The 22022-nt window shown below is 51.9% G+C and carries 9 protein-coding genes and 3 rRNA genes; 11 read left to right on the forward strand and 1 reads right to left on the reverse strand.

Going from position 1 to position 22022, the window contains the following annotated elements; translation table 11 throughout:
- From NST94_RS04060 to NST94_RS04095, 8 genes are all read left to right on the forward strand, one after another.
- Complete coding sequence (locus tag NST94_RS04060; RefSeq protein ID WP_076130103.1) at window positions 1-1503, forward strand: ABC transporter substrate-binding protein; 1503 nt, start codon at window positions 1-3, stop codon at window positions 1501-1503.
- A gap of 100 nt (window positions 1504-1603) precedes the next feature.
- Window positions 1604-2533 carry an ABC transporter permease subunit gene (locus NST94_RS04065; protein ID WP_036684959.1) on the forward strand — a complete coding sequence of 310 codons (930 nt, stop codon included), beginning with the start codon at window positions 1604-1606 and terminating at the stop codon, window positions 2531-2533.
- 24 nt (window positions 2534-2557) lie between these two features.
- The gene (locus NST94_RS04070; RefSeq protein WP_248549462.1) at window positions 2558-3481 is read left to right on the forward strand and encodes a carbohydrate ABC transporter permease; all 924 of its coding nucleotides are present in this window, start codon (window positions 2558-2560) and stop codon (window positions 3479-3481) included.
- Entirely contained in the window at window positions 3478-5772 is a 2295-nt protein-coding gene (locus NST94_RS04075) for a glycoside hydrolase family 3 N-terminal domain-containing protein (protein WP_248549463.1), read from the forward strand. The genes NST94_RS04070 and NST94_RS04075 overlap by 4 nt, the downstream gene beginning before the upstream one ends.
- 4 nt (window positions 5773-5776) lie before the next feature.
- Entirely contained in the window at window positions 5777-8935 is a 3159-nt protein-coding gene (locus tag NST94_RS04080; RefSeq protein WP_339281698.1) for a glycoside hydrolase family 38 C-terminal domain-containing protein, read from the forward strand.
- Between the two features lie 36 nt (window positions 8936-8971).
- Window positions 8972-10291, forward strand: coding sequence for a glycoside hydrolase family 125 protein (locus tag NST94_RS04085; RefSeq protein WP_339281699.1), 1320 nt, complete (start codon window positions 8972-8974; stop codon window positions 10289-10291).
- Complete coding sequence (locus NST94_RS04090) at window positions 10231-13452, forward strand: alpha-amylase family protein (RefSeq protein ID WP_339281700.1); 3222 nt, start codon at window positions 10231-10233, stop codon at window positions 13450-13452. Before NST94_RS04085 ends, NST94_RS04090 begins: the two co-directional genes overlap by 61 nt.
- Window positions 13453-13473: 21 nt before the next feature.
- Window positions 13474-16221 carry an alpha-mannosidase gene (locus tag NST94_RS04095; protein WP_248549467.1) on the forward strand — a complete coding sequence of 916 codons (2748 nt, stop codon included), beginning with the start codon at window positions 13474-13476 and terminating at the stop codon, window positions 16219-16221.
- Between the two features lie 44 nt (window positions 16222-16265).
- On the opposite strand, the gene NST94_RS04100 is transcribed toward NST94_RS04095, so the two are convergent.
- Complete coding sequence (locus tag NST94_RS04100; protein ID WP_076302934.1) at window positions 16266-16553, reverse strand: hypothetical protein; 288 nt, start codon at window positions 16551-16553, stop codon at window positions 16266-16268.
- Window positions 16554-17025: 472 nt separating this feature from the next.
- On the opposite strand from NST94_RS04100, the gene NST94_RS04105 reads away from it, so the two are divergent.
- From NST94_RS04105 to rrf, 3 genes are all read left to right on the forward strand, one after another.
- Window positions 17026-18583, forward strand: a 16S ribosomal RNA gene (locus tag NST94_RS04105).
- Between the two features lie 232 nt (window positions 18584-18815).
- Window positions 18816-21741 (forward strand): 23S ribosomal RNA (locus NST94_RS04110).
- 145 nt (window positions 21742-21886) lie between these two features.
- Window positions 21887-22003, forward strand: a 5S ribosomal RNA gene (gene rrf, locus NST94_RS04115).
- The 16S, 23S and 5S rRNA genes sit together here, the layout of an rRNA operon.
- Window positions 22004-22022: the final 19 nt, after the last annotated feature.

Consider the following 22022-nt stretch of genomic DNA (forward strand, 5'->3'; position numbering starts at 1 on the left):
ATGGGCAACAACAAAAGAAAAAGGTTTTCCCTGTTACTGACATCACTTATGGCATTCTCGCTTGCGCTCAGCGCATGTGGCGGCGATTCAAACAACGCGGCAACTAACAGTTCAGGAGCGGGCGGCGACGGTGCATCATCCGAGAAACCGGTCGAACTGATCTGGTACACGATCGGCGGACCGCAGAAGGATCTGGACCGTGTCGTGGAAGAAGTCAATAAGTACACTAAAGAGAAGATAAATGTCACCCTGAAGATGAATATGATTGATTTTGGCGATTATACACAAAAAATGCAGGTTAAAGTAGCCGCTGGTGAACCCATGGACATTCTCTTTACATGCTCCTGGGCGTTCGATTATGTGCAAAATGCCCGCAAAGGCGCTTTTATGGAATTGGACAGCCTGCTTAATGAATATGGAAAAGGCATCGTGGACACGATTGATCCGGCATTCCTGGAAGGCTCCAAGGTAGATGGACATAATTATGCCGTACCTGCCAACAAAGAGCTTCCGGCGCAAGAAGTTTGGCGCTTCAATAAAGAGCTGCTCGACAAATATAACCTCGACATTTCCGGGGTGAACACAATGGAAAGCATTGAACCACTGCTGAAGACGATCAAAGAGAATGAACCGGGCATCACGCCTTACGCTATGGTGAAGGATTTCATGCCAGTACTGCCGTTCGATTACATCATTGAAAAGATGCCAATGGCTGTTTATATGGACACAAAGGATTACAAGATCGTGAACATTCTGGAAACACCTGAACTCAAAAGCACTCTTGAAACCGTTCGCAAATATTACAAGGCAGGTTATATCTCGCCGGAAGTAGCAACTACAACTTCGGTGGATGATCTCTATAAATCTTCGAACTGGTTCATGGATCGTGCGGCTACCCAGCCGATGGCGGACAATCTGTGGTCGGCAAGCTACGGCTATCCTGTAGTTTCCACGCCAGCTGGCAAACCTTACATTTACAACTGGTCCGTTATGGGTTCGATGCAAGCCATCTCGGCTAACTCCGCATATCCGGAGAAAGCGATGGAGTTCCTGAACCTGCTCAACACCGATCCGGTGCTGCGCAACATGATTGACTCCGGAATCGAAGGCGTGCACTACGAGAAGACTGGTGAGAATTCCATGAAGAACCTGGATGAATCCAAGAACTATGACATGCCAACCTTCTCGCTGGGCAATATCATGATCAACTATTTGAACGAGGGTGACCCTGAGAACAAATGGGAAGAGTTCAAAAAGTTTAATGAATCCGGTGTAAATGCACCGCTGCTTGGTTTTAACTTCGACACTTCCAAGGTGACTACTGAAATCGCTGCGGTTCAGAACGTAAAAGAAGAATACTGGTCACCACTGATGACTGGAACCGTTGATCCTGACGAGTATCTACCGAAAGCTATTGAGAAATTCAAGGCAGCTGGTTTGGACAAAATTATCGCTGAAGCGCAATCGCAAATTGATGCCTGGAAAGCGTCCAACAACAAGTAAAACATCAACGTAAGAGAAGATCGGGGCAGGGGCGTGGCCTCTGGACCCGGTCTTTTTTTGAAATATAAGGACATACAGGAGGGATCTAAGTGTGAAGACAATCAGCGGATTTATAAAAAATATTATGAATAACAAGATTATGCTGCTCATGGTTTTACCAGGTGCGCTTTGGTTTCTCTTTTTCTCTTACCTGCCGATGATAGGGACGATTATTGCTTTCAAGGAATACCGCTTTAGCCGCGACGGCTTCTGGGCGAGTATTATCAACAGCAAATGGGTGGGGTTAGACAACTTCAAGTTTTTGTTCACCACCAATGACGCGTACATTATTACCCGCAACACCTTGCTCTACAATGGAGCATTTATCCTGCTTGGCTTGATCTTGTCGGTTCTGATGGCGATTGTGCTGTCCGAGATTGTGAACAAGAAGCTGGCCAAAGTGTATCAGACCGGCATGTTCCTGCCCTACTTCCTGTCATGGGTCGTTGTCGGCTATTTTGCATTTAGTTTCCTGAGCTCCGAACGCGGGATGCTGAACCAGATCATGGGCTTTTTTGGCGCAGAGTCAATTCAGTGGTACTCGGAAAAAGCCTACTGGCCGTTCATCCTGATCCTAGTCTATCTGTGGAAAGCAGTTGGTTACAACAGCGTAGTTTATCTCGCAGCTATTATGGGGATCGACAAGTCGCTGTATGAAGCGGCGATGATCGACGGAGCTAGTAAGTTCCAACAGATTCGCAATATTACACTGCCGTTGCTGAGTCCAATTATCACGATCATGACCCTGCTGGCCATCGGTAAAATCTTCTACGCCGACTTCGGTCTCTTTTACCAGGTGCCTCGTAATTCCGGTACGCTCTACAGTGTCACGAATGTTATTGATACCTATGTCTATCAAGGCCTCAAAACAACGGGTGAGATTGGTATGAGCACTGCCGCAGGTCTGTATCAATCGGTTGTCGGCTTTACGCTAGTGATGACCTCTAACTATATTGTCCGCAAATACAACAAGGATAGCGCTTTGTTCTAGAACCTCATGAAAGGAGTGGGCCATATGTCTTCCATTACTAAGACTAAAAAAGAACGTGATTTCCACCATCTCTCGACGCCCTGGAATATCACTTTTAATCTGATAGCCGGCATCTTTGCGTTTCTGTGCGTGTTTCCGTTTCTGTTCGTCGTGATCATCTCCTTCACCGATGAGGTGGCGCTGGCGCGGGATGGCTATAAGCTGATTCCGGCAAAATGGAGTCTCGGCGCATACCGTTATGTGTTTGAATCCGGAGATATGCTGCTGCGTTCTTATGGTGTGACGATTTTTGTAACGGTGATAGGGACGATTATCAGCCTTTTGTTTATCGCTTTTTATGCGTATGCCATTTCCCGGAAAAGCTTCCGTTACCGCAATTTTTTCTCGTTCTTCGCGTTTTTTACCATGCTGTTCAACGGTGGACTTGTGCCGACTTATATTATCGTTACGCAGTTTCTAAGCCTGAAGGATACGATCTGGGCGCTGATTTTGCCGCTGGCGGTGAATGCTTTTTACATTATGATTCTGCGCACCTTCTACAGCACGAGTGTGCCTGATGCCATTATCGAATCCGGCAAAATCGACGGGGCGGGCGAGTTCCGTATCTTCCTGAAATTGGTGCTGCCTTTATCACTGCCCGGTCTGGCTACGATTGCTTTGTTCAGCACCCTCGGCTATTGGAATGACTGGTTCAATGCGCTGCTGTACATCGACAACCCGAATTTAGTCCCGCTGCAATCGATGCTGATGCGGATCGAGACCAGTATGCAGTTTATTTTGCAGAACTCCCAGAACAGTTCGCTAAGTCTGGAAGCTCTTCGCTCCATGCCGCAGGATACATCGCGGATGGCGATGGTCGTGCTGGCGACAGGGCCGATTATTTTTGCCTATCCGTTCTTCCAGCGTTATTTCATTCAAGGTCTTACCATAGGGGCTGTTAAGGAATGAGTTATACAAACCCGAATTTACCTGCTGAAGAACGGGCGGAGCATCTGCTCGGACTGATGACTTTGGAAGAGAAGGCCGGTCAGCTGATTCAGCCTTTTGGCTGGCAGGCCTATGAACATAGAGACGGTAAGATGACCTTGACAGAAAGCTTCAAGGAGAAGGTTGCCGGGGGCGGCGTGGGCTCGCTTTACGGGATGTTGCGCGCTGACCCGTGGACCGGTGTGACGCTGGCTACTGGCCTGTCTCCGCGTGAAGGTGCGGAAGCGGTGAATACGCTCCAGCGGTATGTGCTGGAGCATTCGCGGCTGGGCATTCCTGTATTGATCGGCGAGGAATGCTCGCATGGCCACATGGCGATCGGGGCCACCGTATTCCCGGTGCCCCTGTCGCTCGGCAGCTCCTGGAATGTGGAGCTGTATCGTGAGGTCTGCCGCGCCGTAGCGCTGGAGACACGCAGTCAGGGCGGCGCGGTTACGTATTCGCCGGTGCTGGATGTGGTGCGCGATCCCCGCTGGGGCCGCACCGAGGAGTGCTTCGGCGAGGACGCTTACCTGATCAGCGAGATGGCGGTTGCGGCTGTTGAAGGTCTGCAGGGGGAATCCTTGCAGAGCGGCGGCAGCGTGGGGGCTACGCTGAAGCATTTTGTGGGATACGGCAGCTCAGAAGGCGGCCGGAATGCCGGACCTGTGCACATGGGCTGGCGTGAACTGCTGGAAGTGGATCTGCTGCCCTTCAAAAAAGCGGTCGAAGCGGGTGCAGTCTCCATTATGCCTGCTTATAACGAAATAGACGGCGTGCCTTGCACGACAAATACAGAACTACTAGAGGATATACTCCGCGAAGCATGGGGGTTTGAGGGTCTAATCATTACCGACTGCGGAGCTATAGAGATGCTGGCCTCTGGCCATGATGTGGCTGAAGATGGCATGGATGCAGCAGTGCAGTCACTGGAAGCCGGCATCGACATGGAGATGTCCGGGGAAATGTACGGCAAATACCTGGTGGATGCCGTTCGTGAAGGCAAGCTGGACCCGGCACTGCTGGATCGGGCGGTCCGCCGTGTGTTGACGCTCAAGTTCAGGCTGGGCCTGTTCGAGCAGCCATTCGCTGATCCCGATGCGGCTGAACGCGTCATCGGCAGCAAAGCGCATCAAGAGCTGGCCCGGCAAGTGGCGGGCGAGAGCATCATCCTGCTGAAAAATGAAGCAGGTGTGCTGCCATTGTCCAAGACCGCCGGCACGATCGCCGTCATTGGCCCTAACGCCGATGCCGGGTATAACCAGCTCGGCGATTATACCTCACCGCAGCCTCCGGCTAAGGTAGCGACCGTGCTCAGCGGCATCCGCAGCAAGCTGGCTGCAGAGCCGGAGCGGGTGCTCTATGCACCGGGCTGCCGGATCAAAGGCGATTCGCGCGAAGGTTTTGAAGCCGCGCTCGCTTGTGCAGAGCAGGCCGATACCGTTGTTATGGTCGTCGGCGGCTCCAGTGCACGCGATTTCGGGGAAGGCAGTATTGATCTTAAGACAGGCGCGTCCAAGGTGACGGAGAATGCCTGGAATGATATGGACTGCGGCGAAGGCATTGACCGGGTGTCATTGACCCTGTTGGGAGTGCAGCTGGAACTGATCCAGCAGGTTCATCAGCTCGGCAAACCTGTGATCGTTGTTTATATTAACGGCCGTCCGGTGAGTGAGCCTTGGATTGACGAGCATGCACATGCCATTCTGGAAGCCTGGTATCCAGGCCAAGAAGGCGGGCACGCTGTTGCAGATATCCTGTTCGGCGATGTGAACCCGTCCGGGAAGCTGACTGTATCCGTGCCGAAGCATGTGGGCCAGCTCCCGGTCTATTACAACGGCAAACGTTCCCGTGGCAAAAGATATCTGGAGGCCGATTCCCAGCCTCAATATCCGTTCGGCTTCGGGCTTAGCTACACTGAATTTACGTACTCCGGGTTGAAGGTGGAACCGGAAGTAATTGCGGCTGGGGAGACGGCTACAGTTTCCGTGGACGTTCAGAATACAGGAGACCGTGAGGGCGCAGAGGTGGTGCAACTGTATATTTCAGATGTCGCCAGTAAGGTCACGCGCCCTGCCAGGGAATTGAAGGCTTTTGACAAAATCAAGTTGGCTCCGGGTGAGAAGCAAACCGTGTTGTTCACGGTAGGACCGGAGCAATTGCAATATATCGGACCGGATTTAAGACCAGTTGTAGAGCCAGGAGCGTTTAAAGTGCTGGTGGGTAAGCATGTAAATGATACACTGAGCACCGATTTGACGGTGAGGGGGTAAAGACATGGAACGCATTAAACGCTTCATCCGCGAGCTCTCCGAGCAGCAATGGCTAGAGGTGGAGGAATTGCGCGATTGGGAGATTCTGTCCTCGGTGTATCAATTGCCGGGACAGTATGACAAGCTGCAGCCTTATAAGGACGGCAGCAATTATGATCTGTTCCCGAGTGTGCAAGGAACGACCTATTTCTTCCGCCGTACTTTGGAGATTCCGGCTAACTGGCTGCCGGGCCACATCGGGCTGATTTTTGCTTCAGGTGGGGAAGGGCTGCTGCGGGTGAACGGTGAATCGCGGCAAGGACTTGACCGCAATCATACCTTTGTGACCCTGACAGGTGATCCATCTGGCCGTCCGTTGGACCTGGAAATCGAACTCTTCGATCCGGTCCCCGAGCCGGTGGACCCATTAAATCAACAGGCGGTGATCCAGCCGCCGATTCGGATGATCCACAGCCAGCTGGTGCTGGTGAATAGACCTGTGCAGAGTCTAATGTACACGGCAGTAGTGATTCGCGATTCGGCAATTCTGCTGCCTGAGCAGGACCAGCGCCGTAAGCGGATGCTGGAAGCTTTGTATGTGGCAATGGATCAATTCGTTGGCCTTACCACGCAGGAGATCCGCGAGGGTGGTGAGATTTCGCGAATCGAGCAGAAGCTGCGGGGCAGAGTCGGGGAGATCGGCGGTCATGCCGAAGGAACAATCCACATGGTGGGCCAGTCCCATATCGATATTGCCTGGCTGTGGCCTGCGCGCGAGACCGTGCGCAAGACGAGCCGGACGTTCTCGACGGTGAATGCCCTGATGGACGAATATCCTGACTATCAATATGCGCAGAGCCAGCCGCTGCTGTTCGAATATTTGAAAGACAATGACCCGGCACTCTATGAGAAGGTCAAGGCACGCATCCGTGAAGGACGCTGGGAACTGGTCGGTGGGATGTGGATCGAACCGGATCTGAACATTCCGAGCGGAGAATCGTTGATGCGGCAAATGCTATATGGTCAACGCTTTTATCTCGAAGAGTTCGGGCGCACCTCGCAGATTGAGTGGCTGCCGGATACCTTCGGCTACTGCGCTTCTCTGCCGCAGATTCTGCAGCATGGTGGCATCAAATATTTTATGACCACCAAGCTGGGCTGGAATGACACAAATGTCTTCCCTTACGATCTGTTCCATTGGGTCGGCATTGACGGCACGCCGATGTTGTCTTACCTGAATCATGGGGTCAATGAGAATACGCTGCCCAAAGATGTGCATGAACACTATCAGTCCTTCCGCGAAAAAGATAAACATAATGAGCAGATGCTGCTCTATGGGCATGGTGACGGCGGCGGCGGGGTCACCCGCGAGATGCTGGAATATATCCAGCGTGCCGAGCTAATGGTCGGCCAGCCGGAGAGTAAATACAGTAATGCCGCGGATTTCTTCGCAGGCATTACACGCTGTCAGCCGCAGTTGCCGCAGTGGCGGGGCGATCTGTATCTGGAGCTGCACCGCGGCACCTACACTACGCACGGCCGCAACAAGCGGAACAACCGCAAGGCGGAAGTGTTGTACCGTGAAGCGGAGCTGTGGCAGACATTAGCTTCGCCGCAGCTGGACACGGAGCAACATGCCGTAGTTGCCGGGCAGCTGCATCAGGGCTGGAAGCTGATTTTGTTGAACCAGTTCCATGATATTATTCCGGGCTCGGCGATTACCGAAGCTTACGAGACCTCGGAGAAGGAATACGCAGAGGTATTTGAGCTTGGCCGTGATGCGCTTCAGCCGGGGCTTGCGGCATTGGCCGGGAACATTAACACGACAGGCGAGGGTACACCTTACATTGTTTTTAATGGTTTGGGTTGGATGCGGGATGCCGTGGTCGAACTTGCCCTCAATGAAGAAGGAGTCGCTAGCGGAAACTTTGCGGTGTATGGCGAGGATAACGTACTGCTGGAAGCAGATGTCCTGACGGAGGAGACAGCAGTTTCTGGTGTCTCGGTTCTCGTTCCGGAGATTCCAGCCTTTGGTTACAAAACGATCTGGATTCGTGATCTGTCTCAGAACACATCCGTTGAAAATAATGCAGAATCTGCCGCTGCTGAACATAATCAAACAGCTGTAGGAGCTGTTCCCTTCGGCGACCGTTGGGAGACGGACTATTATCGTATTACCTTTAACGAGCGGGGAGAAATCACCAGTCTTTTTGATAAAAAAGGAAACCGGGAGATCGTAAAATCCGGTGAGCCGGCGAACCGCTTCCACTTTTTCCACGACCGTCCGACGCTTTGGGATGCCTGGGACATTGACAACCGTTATGAAGCCCAACCCGCCGGGGAGGCTGAACTTATAGAAAAGGCAGTGATCCGCACTGGTGCGGTGCAGGATATTTTGCGCTTCCGCTGGAAGCTGGGCCAATCCGAGATTACTCAGGATATGATTCTACATCACCATAATCTCCGGATTGATTTCCAGACGCATGTGAGCTGGAACGAAGCCCATAAGCTGCTTAAGGTAGGGTTTCCGATTGATGTTGTCGCGGATAAGGCGACTTACGAGATTCCATTTGGTGCGCTGGAACGTCCGACCCACCGCAACACCAGCTGGGAGCAGGCGCAGTATGAGGTTTGCGGGCATCGTTTTGCCGATGTATCCGAACGTGGATATGGCGTCAGTCTGCTGAATGATTGCAAATACGGCTATGACATTCAAGGCAGTACCATTCGCTTGTCGCTCCTGCGCGCGCCGAAATGGCCGGATGCTACTGCGGATCTCGGCGAGCACGACTTCACCTATTCGCTATATCCGCATTGTGGGGATTGGCGGGAGGCTCATACTGTTCGCCGTGCAGCAGAGCTAAATCATGAGCTGTATACTTTTGCCGCTTCATCAACACAGGGGCAGCAGCCGCCAACAGGCTCATTTATCGGATTCTCCGGTGAGCATGTGGTGCTGGATACGATTAAGCCATCCGAGGACGGGCAGGGGACTGTTCTCCGTTTCTACGAATCCTCGGGAGGCCGCGAGCGGGTTCAGCTCAAATGGCAGCATCCAGTTCAGAGCGTCTACCTGTCCAATGCTCTGGAAGAGCAGCTGGAACTGATCGAACACACGGCTGGCGGTGAATTGGAACTTCACTTTGCCCCTTACGAGATCAAAACAATCTACATCAGAAATTAAATAATCACATCACAGATGCAAAGGAGCATAACTCACTTGGAACAATTCCGATTACCCAAAATAGCAATGCCCCAGCTGCCGCTGCCGCAGGCCGTACAAGAAGTGCTTGCCGAAGCAGAGGAGAAGCTGGCACATCGCCCGAAGCTGTTGCAGCTGTTCAAGAACTGTTTTCCGAATACGCTGGAGACGACGACTAAACTGCTGGATGACGGAACCACCTTTGTGATTACCGGCGATATTCCGGCCTCCTGGCTGCGTGATTCAGTGGAGCAGGTAATTCAATACGTGCCTCTGGCCAAAAACGATCCCGATCTCCAGCGCATTATCGGCGGTCTTATCAAACGCCATATTCAGTATATTCATATCGATCCTTACGCCAATGCATTTAATGAGTCGGCCAATGACTGGCACTGGAACACTACGGATGTGACCGAGATGTCGCCATGGGTGTGGGAGCGTAAATTTGAGATTGATTCGTTATGTTTTGTTGTGCGCCTCGCTTATACCTACTGGAAAGAGACGGGCCTGACTGATTTCTTCGACGCTGGGTTCAAGTCGGCCATGCGCCAGATTTTCGATTTGTTCAAAAGAGAGCAGCGGCATTTCGAGCAGTCTCCGTACCGGTTCAGCCGCAATAACGGCATTCCGGAAGATTCTCTGCGCAATAGCGGTCTCGGCATGCCGGTGAACTATACCGGAATGATCTGGTCGGGCTTCCGGTCCAGCGATGATGCCTGTGATTTCCACTACAACATTCCTGGCAATATGTTCGCTGTTGTCGCGCTGCGCCAGATGCAGGAATTCGCGGAGTGGGTCTTCCGCGACCTAGAATTCCTGGCTGAACTTAAAGAGCTGGAATTTGAAGTGGATCATGGCATCAAGCTCTACGGCATTTATCGCCATCCGGAGTTTGGTCCGATTTATGCTTATGAGACCGACGGCTTCGGCAATTACTGCCTGATGGACGATGCGGGAACGCCCGGACTGATCTCCATTCCGTATCTGGGTTACGCTTCGGCGGATGATCCCATCTACCAGAACACCAGACGTTTCGCATTGAGCAAAGAAAATCCGTTCTATTATGAAGGCACAGCTGCCAAAGGGATCGGCAGCCCGCACACTCCGGAGAACTATATCTGGCATATGGCGTTGTCTATGCAGGGCATTACGGCTCAGACTGCCGAAGAGAAGCTGGAACTGATTGCGATGCTGGAAAGTACGGATGCCGGAACCGGATATATGCATGAAGGCTTCCATGTGGATGATCCTAGTGTATTTACCCGCAGCTGGTTTGCATGGTCGAACAGCTTGTTCTCGCAGCTTGTCTATCGGGCGATGAACGAAGGTATTCTGTGAGCGGGGGCCGTATCATCCTGTTCGCGGACCCGTCTTTTCCCGGGTATACCGCAGCGGGCGGACTGACAGCGGAACAGGCACAGTCTATAGGAATACATCATACTGACCCTCCTGTTCATGCAGCACAGCTGGCCGAAACGCTGGACAGCGCCAAGGCCGGGGACTGCTTCGTTAGCTTCCATGCTCCATACTTCCCGAAGGAAGCTTGGCCTTCCATCGTCGCTTATTTGAGCAGAGGCGGCAGCTTGATCAGCATTGGCGGTGCCCCGTTTAAGCATCCAGTCCGCCTAGTCGCTGAAGAGTGGCGGATCGAAGCTGAGCAGACTGCCTATCACCGCCAGCTGCATATCCATGAAGCGCTGCGTGTGAGCAGCGCAGATCGCATACAGCAGCATGTCGCGCTTAGAGACATTCCGCTCTTCGTAGGCGATGAGCAGCTGCTGGCTCTGGCGGATACCTGGAACCTGGTGCCGCATGTCACTAAAAGCAGTGACCTGCCGGAGCAGATGGGTTCCAGTGGACCCATGGACACGCGGATCTATCCGCTGCTTAAGGGCATTACCGCCGCCGGAAGGGAAGTTTCAGCTCCAGCTGTGCTGTGGGAGCATATCGGCGGGCCTTTTGCCGGTGGCCGCTGGATCTTCATCGGCCAACCGCTTACGCCTGATTTCTGGAATCAAGGCGGAACGGAAGCATTAACCCGCTGGGCAACCTTTGCCGCTCGGGGAGTAACAGAGCTGTGGCTGAAGCCTAACTATGCTTCTTATGAAGAAGGCGAGCGGCCGCTGCTGTTTTTGCAGGGTCAGCGGCTAAGCCGTAGCCAATCGTCACCGACATCAGCGCAGTGGACCCTGAACATCACTCTGAACAAAGACGGGGAGTCTATCCCATGTTTCACTCACGAGTGCAAGCTTGAGGTCAGTCGCGAGCTGAACTTCCTACGTGTACCGCTTGCTATAGAAATTCAACCTGGCCTGTATCATCTTTCTTGCCATGCTGTATCGGAAGAAGGCGAAGTGCGGATGTTGCGTCAAGGCTTTTGGGGATATGACGTGGGCCTGTTATCGCAGGGGGAACCGATTAAGGCTGGAAGAGATTATTTTATCAAAGACGGTCAGCCTTTACCTGTTGTCGGCATGACTTATATGACCTCTGACGTAGCGCGGAAGTTTCTATTCCTGCCAAATGCTGATGTCTGGGATCGGGATATGGCACAGATGCGGAAGGCAGGCATCAACTGGATTCGTACTGGCATCTGGACAGCCTACCGCAATATTATGCAGGTAGACGGTCATGCCTCGGAAGAAGTGCTGCGGGCGATTGATGCTTTTCTACTGACTGCGAAGCGGCATGAGCTGCAGGTAACCTTTACGTTCTTCTCCTTTACACCGGAGACTTGGGAAGGGACGAATCCTTATCTCGATCCGCGCAGTGTAGAAGCGCAAAAACGGTTCATCCGCTCCATCATCGCACGGCATCGCACGACAACCCATGTGGATTGGGATTTGATCAATGAACCGTCAATGTTCGATCCGCCGCGGATTTTCTCGGACGGACCGAGCTCGGCGCGAGATAAATATGAACACGCTGCTTTCTCTGCTTGGCTGGAAGAACGCCATGGTGATATAACTTTGCTGCAAGAGCGCTGGAATATGACGCCGCTGGAATTGCCGGATTTTGCGGCTGCACAACCTCCTGAGCGAGAAGAGATTAACTTTAGTGTGCAGGATATTCATTCCGGGAAGCGCGGCACACGTTGGCTCGACTACTGCCTGTTCTCCATGGACATGCACAACGTATGGGCAAGGGAGCTTAGCGGGACTATCAAGGAACTCTGCCCAGATCATTTAGTGACCGTAGGGCAGGATGAGGCTTTAGGTGCCCAACGGCCATCGCCGTTCTTTTATGAGCGCGAAGTCGATTACACCACTGTTCACAGCTGGTGGTTGAATGACAATCTGCTCTGGGATGGAATTTTTGCCAAAACCCATCACAAACCGAACCTCATTCAGGAGACCGGCATCATGTACGTAGAGACGCCAGACGGACGGGCTAAACGCAGTGAGGAAGAATTGCGGGCCATGCTGGAGCGCAAATATGCCTATGCGTTTGCTTCTGGAGGTGCCGGGGCTGTGCAATGGATCTGGAACACGAACTTTTATATGGATAATGCCAATGAATCACAGATCGGTGCGCTGCGGGCCGATGGGACTGAGAAGCCGGAAGCGGATGTGTCTTATGATTTTGGGCGGTTCATCGGCGAAGCCGGGGGATTATTTGACGGGCGGAAGCTGGAAGAGATTGCCGTGGTTTTCCCTTACTCTAATGACTTCTCTAACCGGAAGCTCGCCTATGATGCGACTACCCGCCTGACACGGATCTTATCTTATCAGCTTCATTTGCCTTTCCGCGCCGTATCGGAATACGATCTGGCTCCGCTGGAGGCAGAGCCGGCTAAGTTGATTCTCCTGCCGAGTGTGCACAATCTGGATAATGACGCCCTTCAGCAATTGCTCGACATAGTGGAGCGTACAGGTGCCGTTCTGCTCATTACTGGAGCATTGGGGGTAGATGCGTATTGGCAGCCTTCGGATCGTATGGACGCAATAGTAGGAGCCCGTAAACTTGGCAACATGCACCGTGAGGAGCAGCTTCTATTGAACGGACGCAAGTTTGCGGTGTCCTATGGACAGAAGCGAATCGCGGAGCTAGTCAAAGAAATGCCAGCAAATGCAGATGTTGATTCGTCTAGCTCAGGTGGTGTGGGTGATTACCTCATCGAACGCCAGCTTGGCACAGGTCGCCTGATCTGGTGCCCGCTACCTTTAGAACTGAATGACCGCGACGAGCCGATCGCCGCGCTCTACCAATATGCTGCACAAGCCGCAGGTATCGAAACCGGGCTGGAATGGATCAGCGGTGGAGACCTGCCAGGTGTGTACGGGCGAAAGCTTGCTTTTGCAGAAGGTTGTTCATTGTATATCTTCGTATCTGAATACGCCTGGGATGCCGGACTTGAAATAAAAGATCCTGCAACTGGAGCTCACTACTCATTTTTACTGGAGAAAGAACGTTCGGTGTTGTTTGCAGCTGATTCAGCGGGCAAGCTGGTAGCTGTCTACAGACCTGAAGAGGTTAACATTACGCTTAATAAATGCTGAAGAACTGAGGTGTACGCACAGATGACCCACACAACAACCAAAACAGCCCATATCGTGTCCCATACTCACTGGGACCGTGAATGGTATTTGCCCTATGAGAAACACCACGTCCGTCTGGTTCAGCTGGTGGATGCACTGCTTGCCAAGCTGGACGGAGATTCCGCCTTCCGCAGTTTTTACCTCGATGGGCAAACCATTATTCTGGAGGATTATCTTCAGGTTCGGCCAGAGAACAAAGAGAAGCTGGAGAAGTATATCCGGGATGGGCGAATCTTGATTGGACCTTGGTACATTTTGCAGGATGCATTCCTGACGAGCGGCGAGGCAAATGTGCGGAATATGCAGATCGGCCATCAGGATGCCGAGAAATACGGTGAGCCTTCCAAAATCGGTTATTTTCCTGATACCTTTGGATTGGTCGGACAGACTCCGCAGCTGATGTTGCAGTCAGGGATTACGAATGCTTTTTTTGGACGCGGGGTGAAGCCTACGGGATTTAACAACACTGTATCGGATGCAGGTTATGAGTCCTCTTTCTCCGAGCTGATCTGGGAAGGGCCGGATGGATCCAAAATTCTCGGTATCCTATTTGCCAACTGGTATTCTAACGGCAATGAAGTTCCTGTTGAGGAAGGTGCGGCTCGGGAATTCTGGGACCGTAAGCTTGCGGATGCAGAGAAGTATGCTTCAACGGGGGAGTTATTGTTCATGAACGGGTGCGACCACCAGCCTCTGCAATTGGATTTGCCGGAAGCTATCCGCACCGCCGAAAAGCTATACCCTGAAGTGAAGTTCGTGCATTCAAATTTCCCGGACTATCTGCAAGCCTTGGATCAGCAATTATCCTCGGGTCAGCGGGAGCTCTCCACCGTTACAGGGGAACTGCGCAGCCAGCGTACAGACGGATGGGGCACCTTAGTGAACACAGCCTCAGCCCGGGTTTATTTGAAGCAGATGAACCAGCTGGGCCAGACTCTTTTGGAAAAAGTAGCCGAGCCGCTGGCCTCCATCGCCCGCCTGTCCGGACAGGACTACCCGCACCATCTATTCACCTATGCCTGGAAGACGCTGATGCAGAACCATCCGCATGACAGTATCTGTGGTTGTAGTGTGGATGAAGTGCATCGTGAGATGGTAACTCGTTTTGATAAAAGCCGGCATGTTGCTGAGAGCATCATAGATGACAGTGCTAAGTTTATCGCAGATCAAGTGGAGACTTCTGGCTTTTCCGCATATGGGGAAGATGCAGTTCCTTTTGTAGTGATGAATACCACGGGGTGGAAGCGTACGGGAACGGTAACTATAGAGCTGGATGCTGAACGGTTATATCTGCGCGAGGGTTATCCTTTGGATGAGACCGCCCGCAGAATGCTGGCTGTTGATTTGTCCGGCAGGATTCTCGTCGATCACACAGGGGAGGAATTAGCGTCTACAGTGGAAGATCTGGGTTTAAGCTTTGGTTATGATCTGCCTGATGACCAATTCCGTCAGCCGTATATGTGCCGCAAAGTGAGACTTACTTTTGAAGCACGCAATGTGCCTGCACTTGGGCTTTGTACTTACGCTTGGGTACAATCAACTACGGAATCCGCTCAGGGAAGCTCTTTAATAGAAGGAGAGCGCAGCTTGGAGAATGCATCTCTCAAGGTAGTTGTTGCTGAGGATGGTTCATTTACGTTATTGGATAAGCATAGCGGTACCACTTATCGTGAGTTGGGGATTTACGAGAATACCGGAGACGTAGGCAATGAATACATGTACAAGCAGCCAGAAGGTGAACAAGCGCTGACGACCAAAGGCCAGCCTGCAGTTATTAAGGTGATTGAAGACTCTCCCTTCCGTGCGGCCATTGAGATCCGAATAGACTGGGAGATTCCGGCTTCGGCGGATGACACCTTGGAGGCGGAACAGCGTGCACTTGTGTATTATCCTGAGCGTAAAGCGCAGCGGAGTGTAAATACGGTGGTTTTGAAGCTTCGTACCGTCGTATCGCTGGAGCGGGAAGGCAAAGGTGTGCATATTGAATCCACAATTAATAACCAAGCCAAGGATCACCGGATACGAATGCTGTTCCCGACCGATCTGTCTACCGATGTGCATCGTGTGGATTCTATGTTTGAAGTGGCTACACGGGACAATAATCCGGCACCAGAATGGGCAAATCCGAGCAACACTCAACATCAGCAATCCTTTGTCGATGTCAGCAATGGCAATGTAGGACTTACGGTAGCCAACCAGGGATTGAACGAATATGAGGTTCTGCGGGATGGACGCAATACTATTGCCGTCACCTTGCTACGCAGCGTAGGGGAATTGGGGGATTGGGGCTGGTTCCCAACTCCGGAAGCTCAGTGCCTGGGCGAATACACAGCACAACTGGAGCTGATTCCTCATTCTGGTGAGGGAAGTGAACAACGGGCATTTACGGAGGCCTATCAATTCCAGACTCCTTGGACGGTATGTCAGACCGGCCTGCATAGCGGGAAGTTGAACTCTGGATATACCCCATTGGTTTGGGAGGGAGACAACATGGCCTTCTCATCCATGAAAATGAACGGAGCTTCCGGCGACTTGTTTTTGCGTTGGTACAATATGTCCGCTCAGCAGACAGAGTTGCAACTGAAAGTGAACAGTCCTCAAGAGTATTTATTTAAAAGCAATATCTTAGAGCAGCCTAACCCTGCTTTACAAGGAGCAACGTCTTCGGTTCACCACTTAGAGGTCGGACCATCTGAGATTGTAACTGTAGGTGCGAAATTAAGCTTCTAAGTAAAAAGATGTCCCGGGGCTTCCCTGCCGGGGCATCTTTTGATTTACTTTCTTCTATAAGACTTGTGCCAATCTTGAATGGCCTCTTGGCGGGAGGGGAATCTCATCTGGATCCAATTGTTTGTTTCCCATTCATGAATCGCCTGCTGTTTAGTTTGGTAAAAGCTGTAGTCGCAAATGTTCCAGCTGTTATACAGTTTCTGATACCATTTCCCTTTAGGGATGTCGCCAGGGTAACGGCGGACGGCTTTATTGGCTTGTTTTTTAGCCCATGATGAACCATCTTTCTGTTGGTCGCTGCACACGGGTTGCTTTTTCACACTTCTGCTCATTGATTCTCCAACCTCCTTTTAGAGGGAAGCTAGAGATCATGCAAGGTCTTTATATGAATCACCTCTTTGCCAAAAAATAATGGAATTGATACCTATGTATGAAGGGGCTCTGATGTTAAATAGATAGACGCGGAAAAGGGGAATACGGTTGCGATACAATTGCGTAGAAGTATGTGTTTAGTTTTTTTAAAATAAAGCTTGCAATGGATCTCTATACATGATATATTCTAAGTCCGGCCAAGAAGTACGCATGCCGAGCTCGAAAAAGAAGTTGAAAAAAGAGCTTGACATTAAATAGCCGAACATGATATAGTATAAGAGTTGCTGCTGAGACATTAAACGGCGCCAACGAGAACTTGATCTTTGAAAACTGAACAACGAGTGAGTAGGAAATCACGTAAGTGAAATCCAAATTAGAGAATTAATTTTCTCGTCAGATGTTTCAAAATGAGCATATCGCTCTTTTCAATACTAATTGGAGAGTTTGATCCTGGCTCAGGACGAACGCTGGCGGCGTGCCTAATACATGCAAGTCGAGCGGAGTTATTTTGAAAGCTTGCTTTCAAAATAACTTAGCGGCGGACGGGTGAGTAACACGTAGGCAACCTGCCCTTCAGACTGGGATAACTACCGGAAACGGTAGCTAATACCGGATAATTTCTTTTTTCTCCTGAGAGAAGAATGAAAGACGGAGCAATCTGTCACTGAGGGATGGGCCTGCGGCGCATTAGCTAGTTGGTGGGGTAACGGCCCACCAAGGCGACGATGCGTAGCCGACCTGAGAGGGTGAACGGCCACACTGGGACTGAGACACGGCCCAGACTCCTACGGGAGGCAGCAGTAGGGAATCTTCCGCAATGGGCGAAAGCCTGACGGAGCAACGCCGCGTGAGTGATGAAGGTTTTCGGATCGTAAAGCTCTGTTGCCAGGGAAGAACGTCCGGTAGAGTAACTGCTACCGGAGTGACGGTACCTGAGAAGAAAGCCCCGGCTAACTACGTGCCAGCAGCCGCGGTAATACGTAGGGGGCAAGCGTTGTCCGGAATTATTGGGCGTAAAGCGCGCGCAGGCGGCTATTTAAGTCTGGTGTTTAAACCTTGGGCTCAACCTGAGGTCGCACTGGAAACTGGGTGGCTTGAGTACAGAAGAGGAAAGTGGAATTCCACGTGTAGCGGTGAAATGCGTAGATATGTGGAGGAACACCAGTGGCGAAGGCGACTTTCTGGGCTGTAACTGACGCTGAGGCGCGAAAGCGTGGGGAGCAAACAGGATTAGATACCCTGGTAGTCCACGCCGTAAACGATGAGTGCTAGGTGTTAGGGGTTTCGATACCCTTGGTGCCGAAGTTAACACAGTAAGCACTCCGCCTGGGGAGTACGGTCGCAAGACTGAAACTCAAAGGAATTGACGGGGACCCGCACAAGCAGTGGAGTATGTGGTTTAATTCGAAGCAACGCGAAGAACCTTACCAGGTCTTGACATCCCTCTGAATCTGCTAGAGATAGCAGCGGCCTTCGGGACAGAGGAGACAGGTGGTGCATGGTTGTCGTCAGCTCGTGTCGTGAGATGTTGGGTTAAGTCCCGCAACGAGCGCAACCCTTAACTTTAGTTGCCAGCAGGTAATGCTGGGCACTCTAGAGTGACTGCCGGTGACAAACCGGAGGAAGGTGGGGATGACGTCAAATCATCATGCCCCTTATGACCTGGGCTACACACGTACTACAATGGCCGGTACAACGGGAAGCGAAGCCGCGAGGTGGAGCCAATCCCATCAAAGCCGGTCTCAGTTCGGATTGCAGGCTGCAACTCGCCTGCATGAAGTCGGAATTGCTAGTAATCGCGGATCAGCATGCCGCGGTGAATACGTTCCCGGGTCTTGTACACACCGCCCGTCACACCACGAGAGTTTACAACACCCGAAGTCGGTGGGGTAACCCGCAAGGGAGCCAGCCGCCGAAGGTGGGGTAGATGATTGGGGTGAAGTCGTAACAAGGTAGCCGTATCGGAAGGTGCGGCTGGATCACCTCCTTTCTATGGAGAATCGTTCTCTGCAATGAGAACATTCAAATCGGAAGCTAAGCTTCCAAAACTCAGGTTTAGGCCTGTTACTCACTCGTTGCTCAGTTTTGAGAGTTTAAGCTCTCAAGTAAGACTTGATCCTTGAAAACTGGATACCGAAACGAATTTGCGTTTTAGAACATCTTTTAGCAACTTGTGCAAACAAGTAAATGTTATTAGTGAGATTTTTCTTCGGAAGAATCAAGGTTAAGCTAATAAGAGCACACGGAGGATGCCTAGGCGCCAGGAGCCGACGAAGGACGTGGCGAACAACGAAACTGCCTCGGGGAGCTGTAAGCAAGCTTTGATCCGGGGGTGTCCGAATGGGGAAACCCAGCTGTGGTAATTCGCAGTTACTCATTTCTGAATACATAGGAAATGTAGAGGCAGACCAGGGGAACTGAAACATCTAAGTACCCTGAGGAAGAGAAAACAATAGTGATTCCGTCAGTAGCGGCGAGCGAACGCGGAACAGCCTAAACCTAAGAGCTTGCTCTTAGGGGTTGTGGGACGTCTCACATGGAGTTACAAAGGAATATGGTAGGTGAAGAGGTCTGGAAAGGCCCGCGATAGAGGTAAAAGCCCTGTAGCCTAAACTGTATTCTCTCCGAGACGGATCCCGAGTAGTGCGGGGCACGTGAAACCCCGTATGAATCCAGCAGGACCATCTGCTAAGGCTAAATACTACCTGGCGACCGATAGTGAAACAGTACCGTGAGGGAAAGGTGAAAAGCACCCCGGAAGGGGAGTGAAATAGAACCTGAAACCGTGTGCTTACAAAAAGTCAGAGCCCTATTAATGGGTGATGGCGTGCCTTTTGTAGAATGAACCGGCGAGTTACGTTTAACATGCAAGGTTAAGCCGAGAAGGTGGAGCCGCAGCGAAAGCGAGTCTGAATAGGGCGAATTAGTATGTGGACGTAGACCCGAAACCGTGTGATCTACCCCTGTCCAGGGTGAAGGTGCGGTAACACGCACTGGAGGCCCGAACCCACGTACGTTGAAAAGTGCGGGGATGAGGTGGGGGTAGCGGAGAAATTCCAATCGAACTCGGAGATAGCTGGTTCTCCCCGAAATAGCTTTAGGGCTAGCCTCGGTATAAGAGTAGTGGAGGTAGAGCACTGATTGGGTGCGGGGTCCGCAAGGATTACCAAGCTCAGTCAAACTCCGAATGCCATATACTTATTGCCGGGAGTCAGACAGTGAGTGCTAAGATCCATTGTCAAAAGGGAAACAGCCCAGACCATCAGCTAAGGTCCCCAAGTGTGTGTTAAGTGGGAAAGGATGTGGAGTTGCACAGACAACCAGGATGTTGGCTTAGAAGCAGCCACCATTGAAAGAGTGCGTAATAGCTCACTGGTCGAGTGACTCTGCGCCGAAAATGTAACGGGGCTAAACACACCACCGAAGCTATGGCTAGATGCTTTGCATCTGGGGTAGGGGAGCGTTGTGTAGGGGTTGAAGGTGTACTGAAAAGAGCGCTGGACACTACACAAGTGAGAATGCCGGTATGAGTAACGAAAAGATCAGTGAGAATCTGATCCGCCGAAAGCCCAAGGTTTCCTGAGGAAGGCTCGTCCGCTCAGGGTAAGTCGGGACCTAAGGCGAGGCCGAAAGGCGTAGTCGAAGGACAACAGTTTGAAATTACTGTACCACCGTAATCCGCTATGAGCGATGGGGTGACGCAGGAGGGTAGTGACGCGGACTGATGGATGTCCGTCTAAGCAGTGAGGCTGATGTGTAGGCAAATCCGCACATCGTTAAGGCTGGGCTGTGATGGGGAGCGAAAATTGTAGTAGCGAAGGTCATGATCTCACACTGCCAAGAAAAGCCTCTAGCCAGGAGAAGGTGCCCGTACCGCAAACCGACACAGGTAGGCGAGAAGAGAATTCTAAGGCGCGCGGAAGAACTCTCGTTAAGGAACTCGGCAAAATGACCCCGTAACTTCGGGAGAAGGGGTGCCCCGGTAGTGTGAATAGCACGAGGGGGCCGCAGTGAAAAGGCCCAAGCGACTGTTTAGCAAAAACACAGGTCTGTGCGAAGCCGCAAGGCGAAGTATACGGGCTGACGCCTGCCCGGTGCTGGAAGGTTAAGGGGAGTGGTTAGGGGTAACCCGAAGCTATGAACCGAAGCCCCAGTAAACGGCGGCCGTAACTATAACGGTCCTAAGGTAGCGAAATTCCTTGTCAGGTAAATTCTGACCCGCACGAATGGCGTAACGACTTGGGCGCTGTCTCAACGAGAGATCCGGTGAAATTTTAATACCTGTGAAGATGCAGGTTACCCGCGACAAGACGGAAAGACCCCATGGAGCTTTACTGCAGCTTGATATTGAATTTGGGTACGATCTGTACAGGATAGGTGGGAGCCGTAGAAATCGGAGCGCAAGCTTCGGTGGAGGCGCCGTTGGGATACCACCCTGATCGTATCTAGGTTCTAACCTAGTACCCTTATCGGGTACGGGGACCGTGTCAGGCGGGCAGTTTGACTGGGGCGGTCGCCTCCTAAAGAGTAACGGAGGCGTTCCAAGGTTCCCTCAGAATGGTTGGAAATCATTCGCAGAGTGCAAAGGCATAAGGGAGCTTGACTGCGAGACCTACAAGTCGAGCAGGGACGAAAGTCGGACTTAGTGATCCGGTGGTACCGCATGGAAGGGCCATCGCTCAACGGATAAAAGCTACCCTGGGGATAACAGGCTTATCTCCCCCAAGAGTCCACATCGACGGGGAGGTTTGGCACCTCGATGTCGGCTCATCGCATCCTGGGGCTGAAGTAGGTCCCAAGGGTTGGGCTGTTCGCCCATTAAAGCGGTACGCGAGCTGGGTTCAGAACGTCGTGAGACAGTTCGGTCCCTATCTGTCGTGGGCGCAGGAAATTTGAGAGGAGCTGTCCTTAGTACGAGAGGACCGGGATGGACGTACCGCTGGTGCACCAGTTGTTCCGCCAGGAGCATGGCTGGGTAGCTACGTACGGACGGGATAAGCGCTGAAAGCATCTAAGCGTGAAGCCCCCCTCAAGATGAGATTTCCCAATTAGTAAGACCCCTTGAAGACGACGAGGTAGATAGGTTGGAGGTGGAAGTGCAGCAATGCATGGAGCTGACCAATACTAATCGGTCGAGGGCTTATCCTAAAAATACCCCAAAAAGTGAAGAAAAGGCTGCGAAGCTAATTCCGAATACTTTCCGGGGGCCCCGAAGAGATGACGGGCGACGCAAATTCAATTCGGATTCAGTTTTCAGGCGATTAAGCCTGAGCATTTACGCTGTAAATGCCCGTTTGGTGGCGATAGCGGAGGGGTTCCACACGTACCCATCCCGAACACGACCGTTAAGCCCTCCAGCGCCGATGGTACTTGGACCGAAGGGTCCTGGGAGAGTAGGACGCCGCCAAGCGGACAACCACATTACCCGT

Source organism: Paenibacillus sp. FSL H8-0282, from assembly GCF_037963825.1.
Classification (GTDB): domain Bacteria; phylum Bacillota; class Bacilli; order Paenibacillales; family Paenibacillaceae; genus Paenibacillus_AQ; species Paenibacillus_AQ odorifer.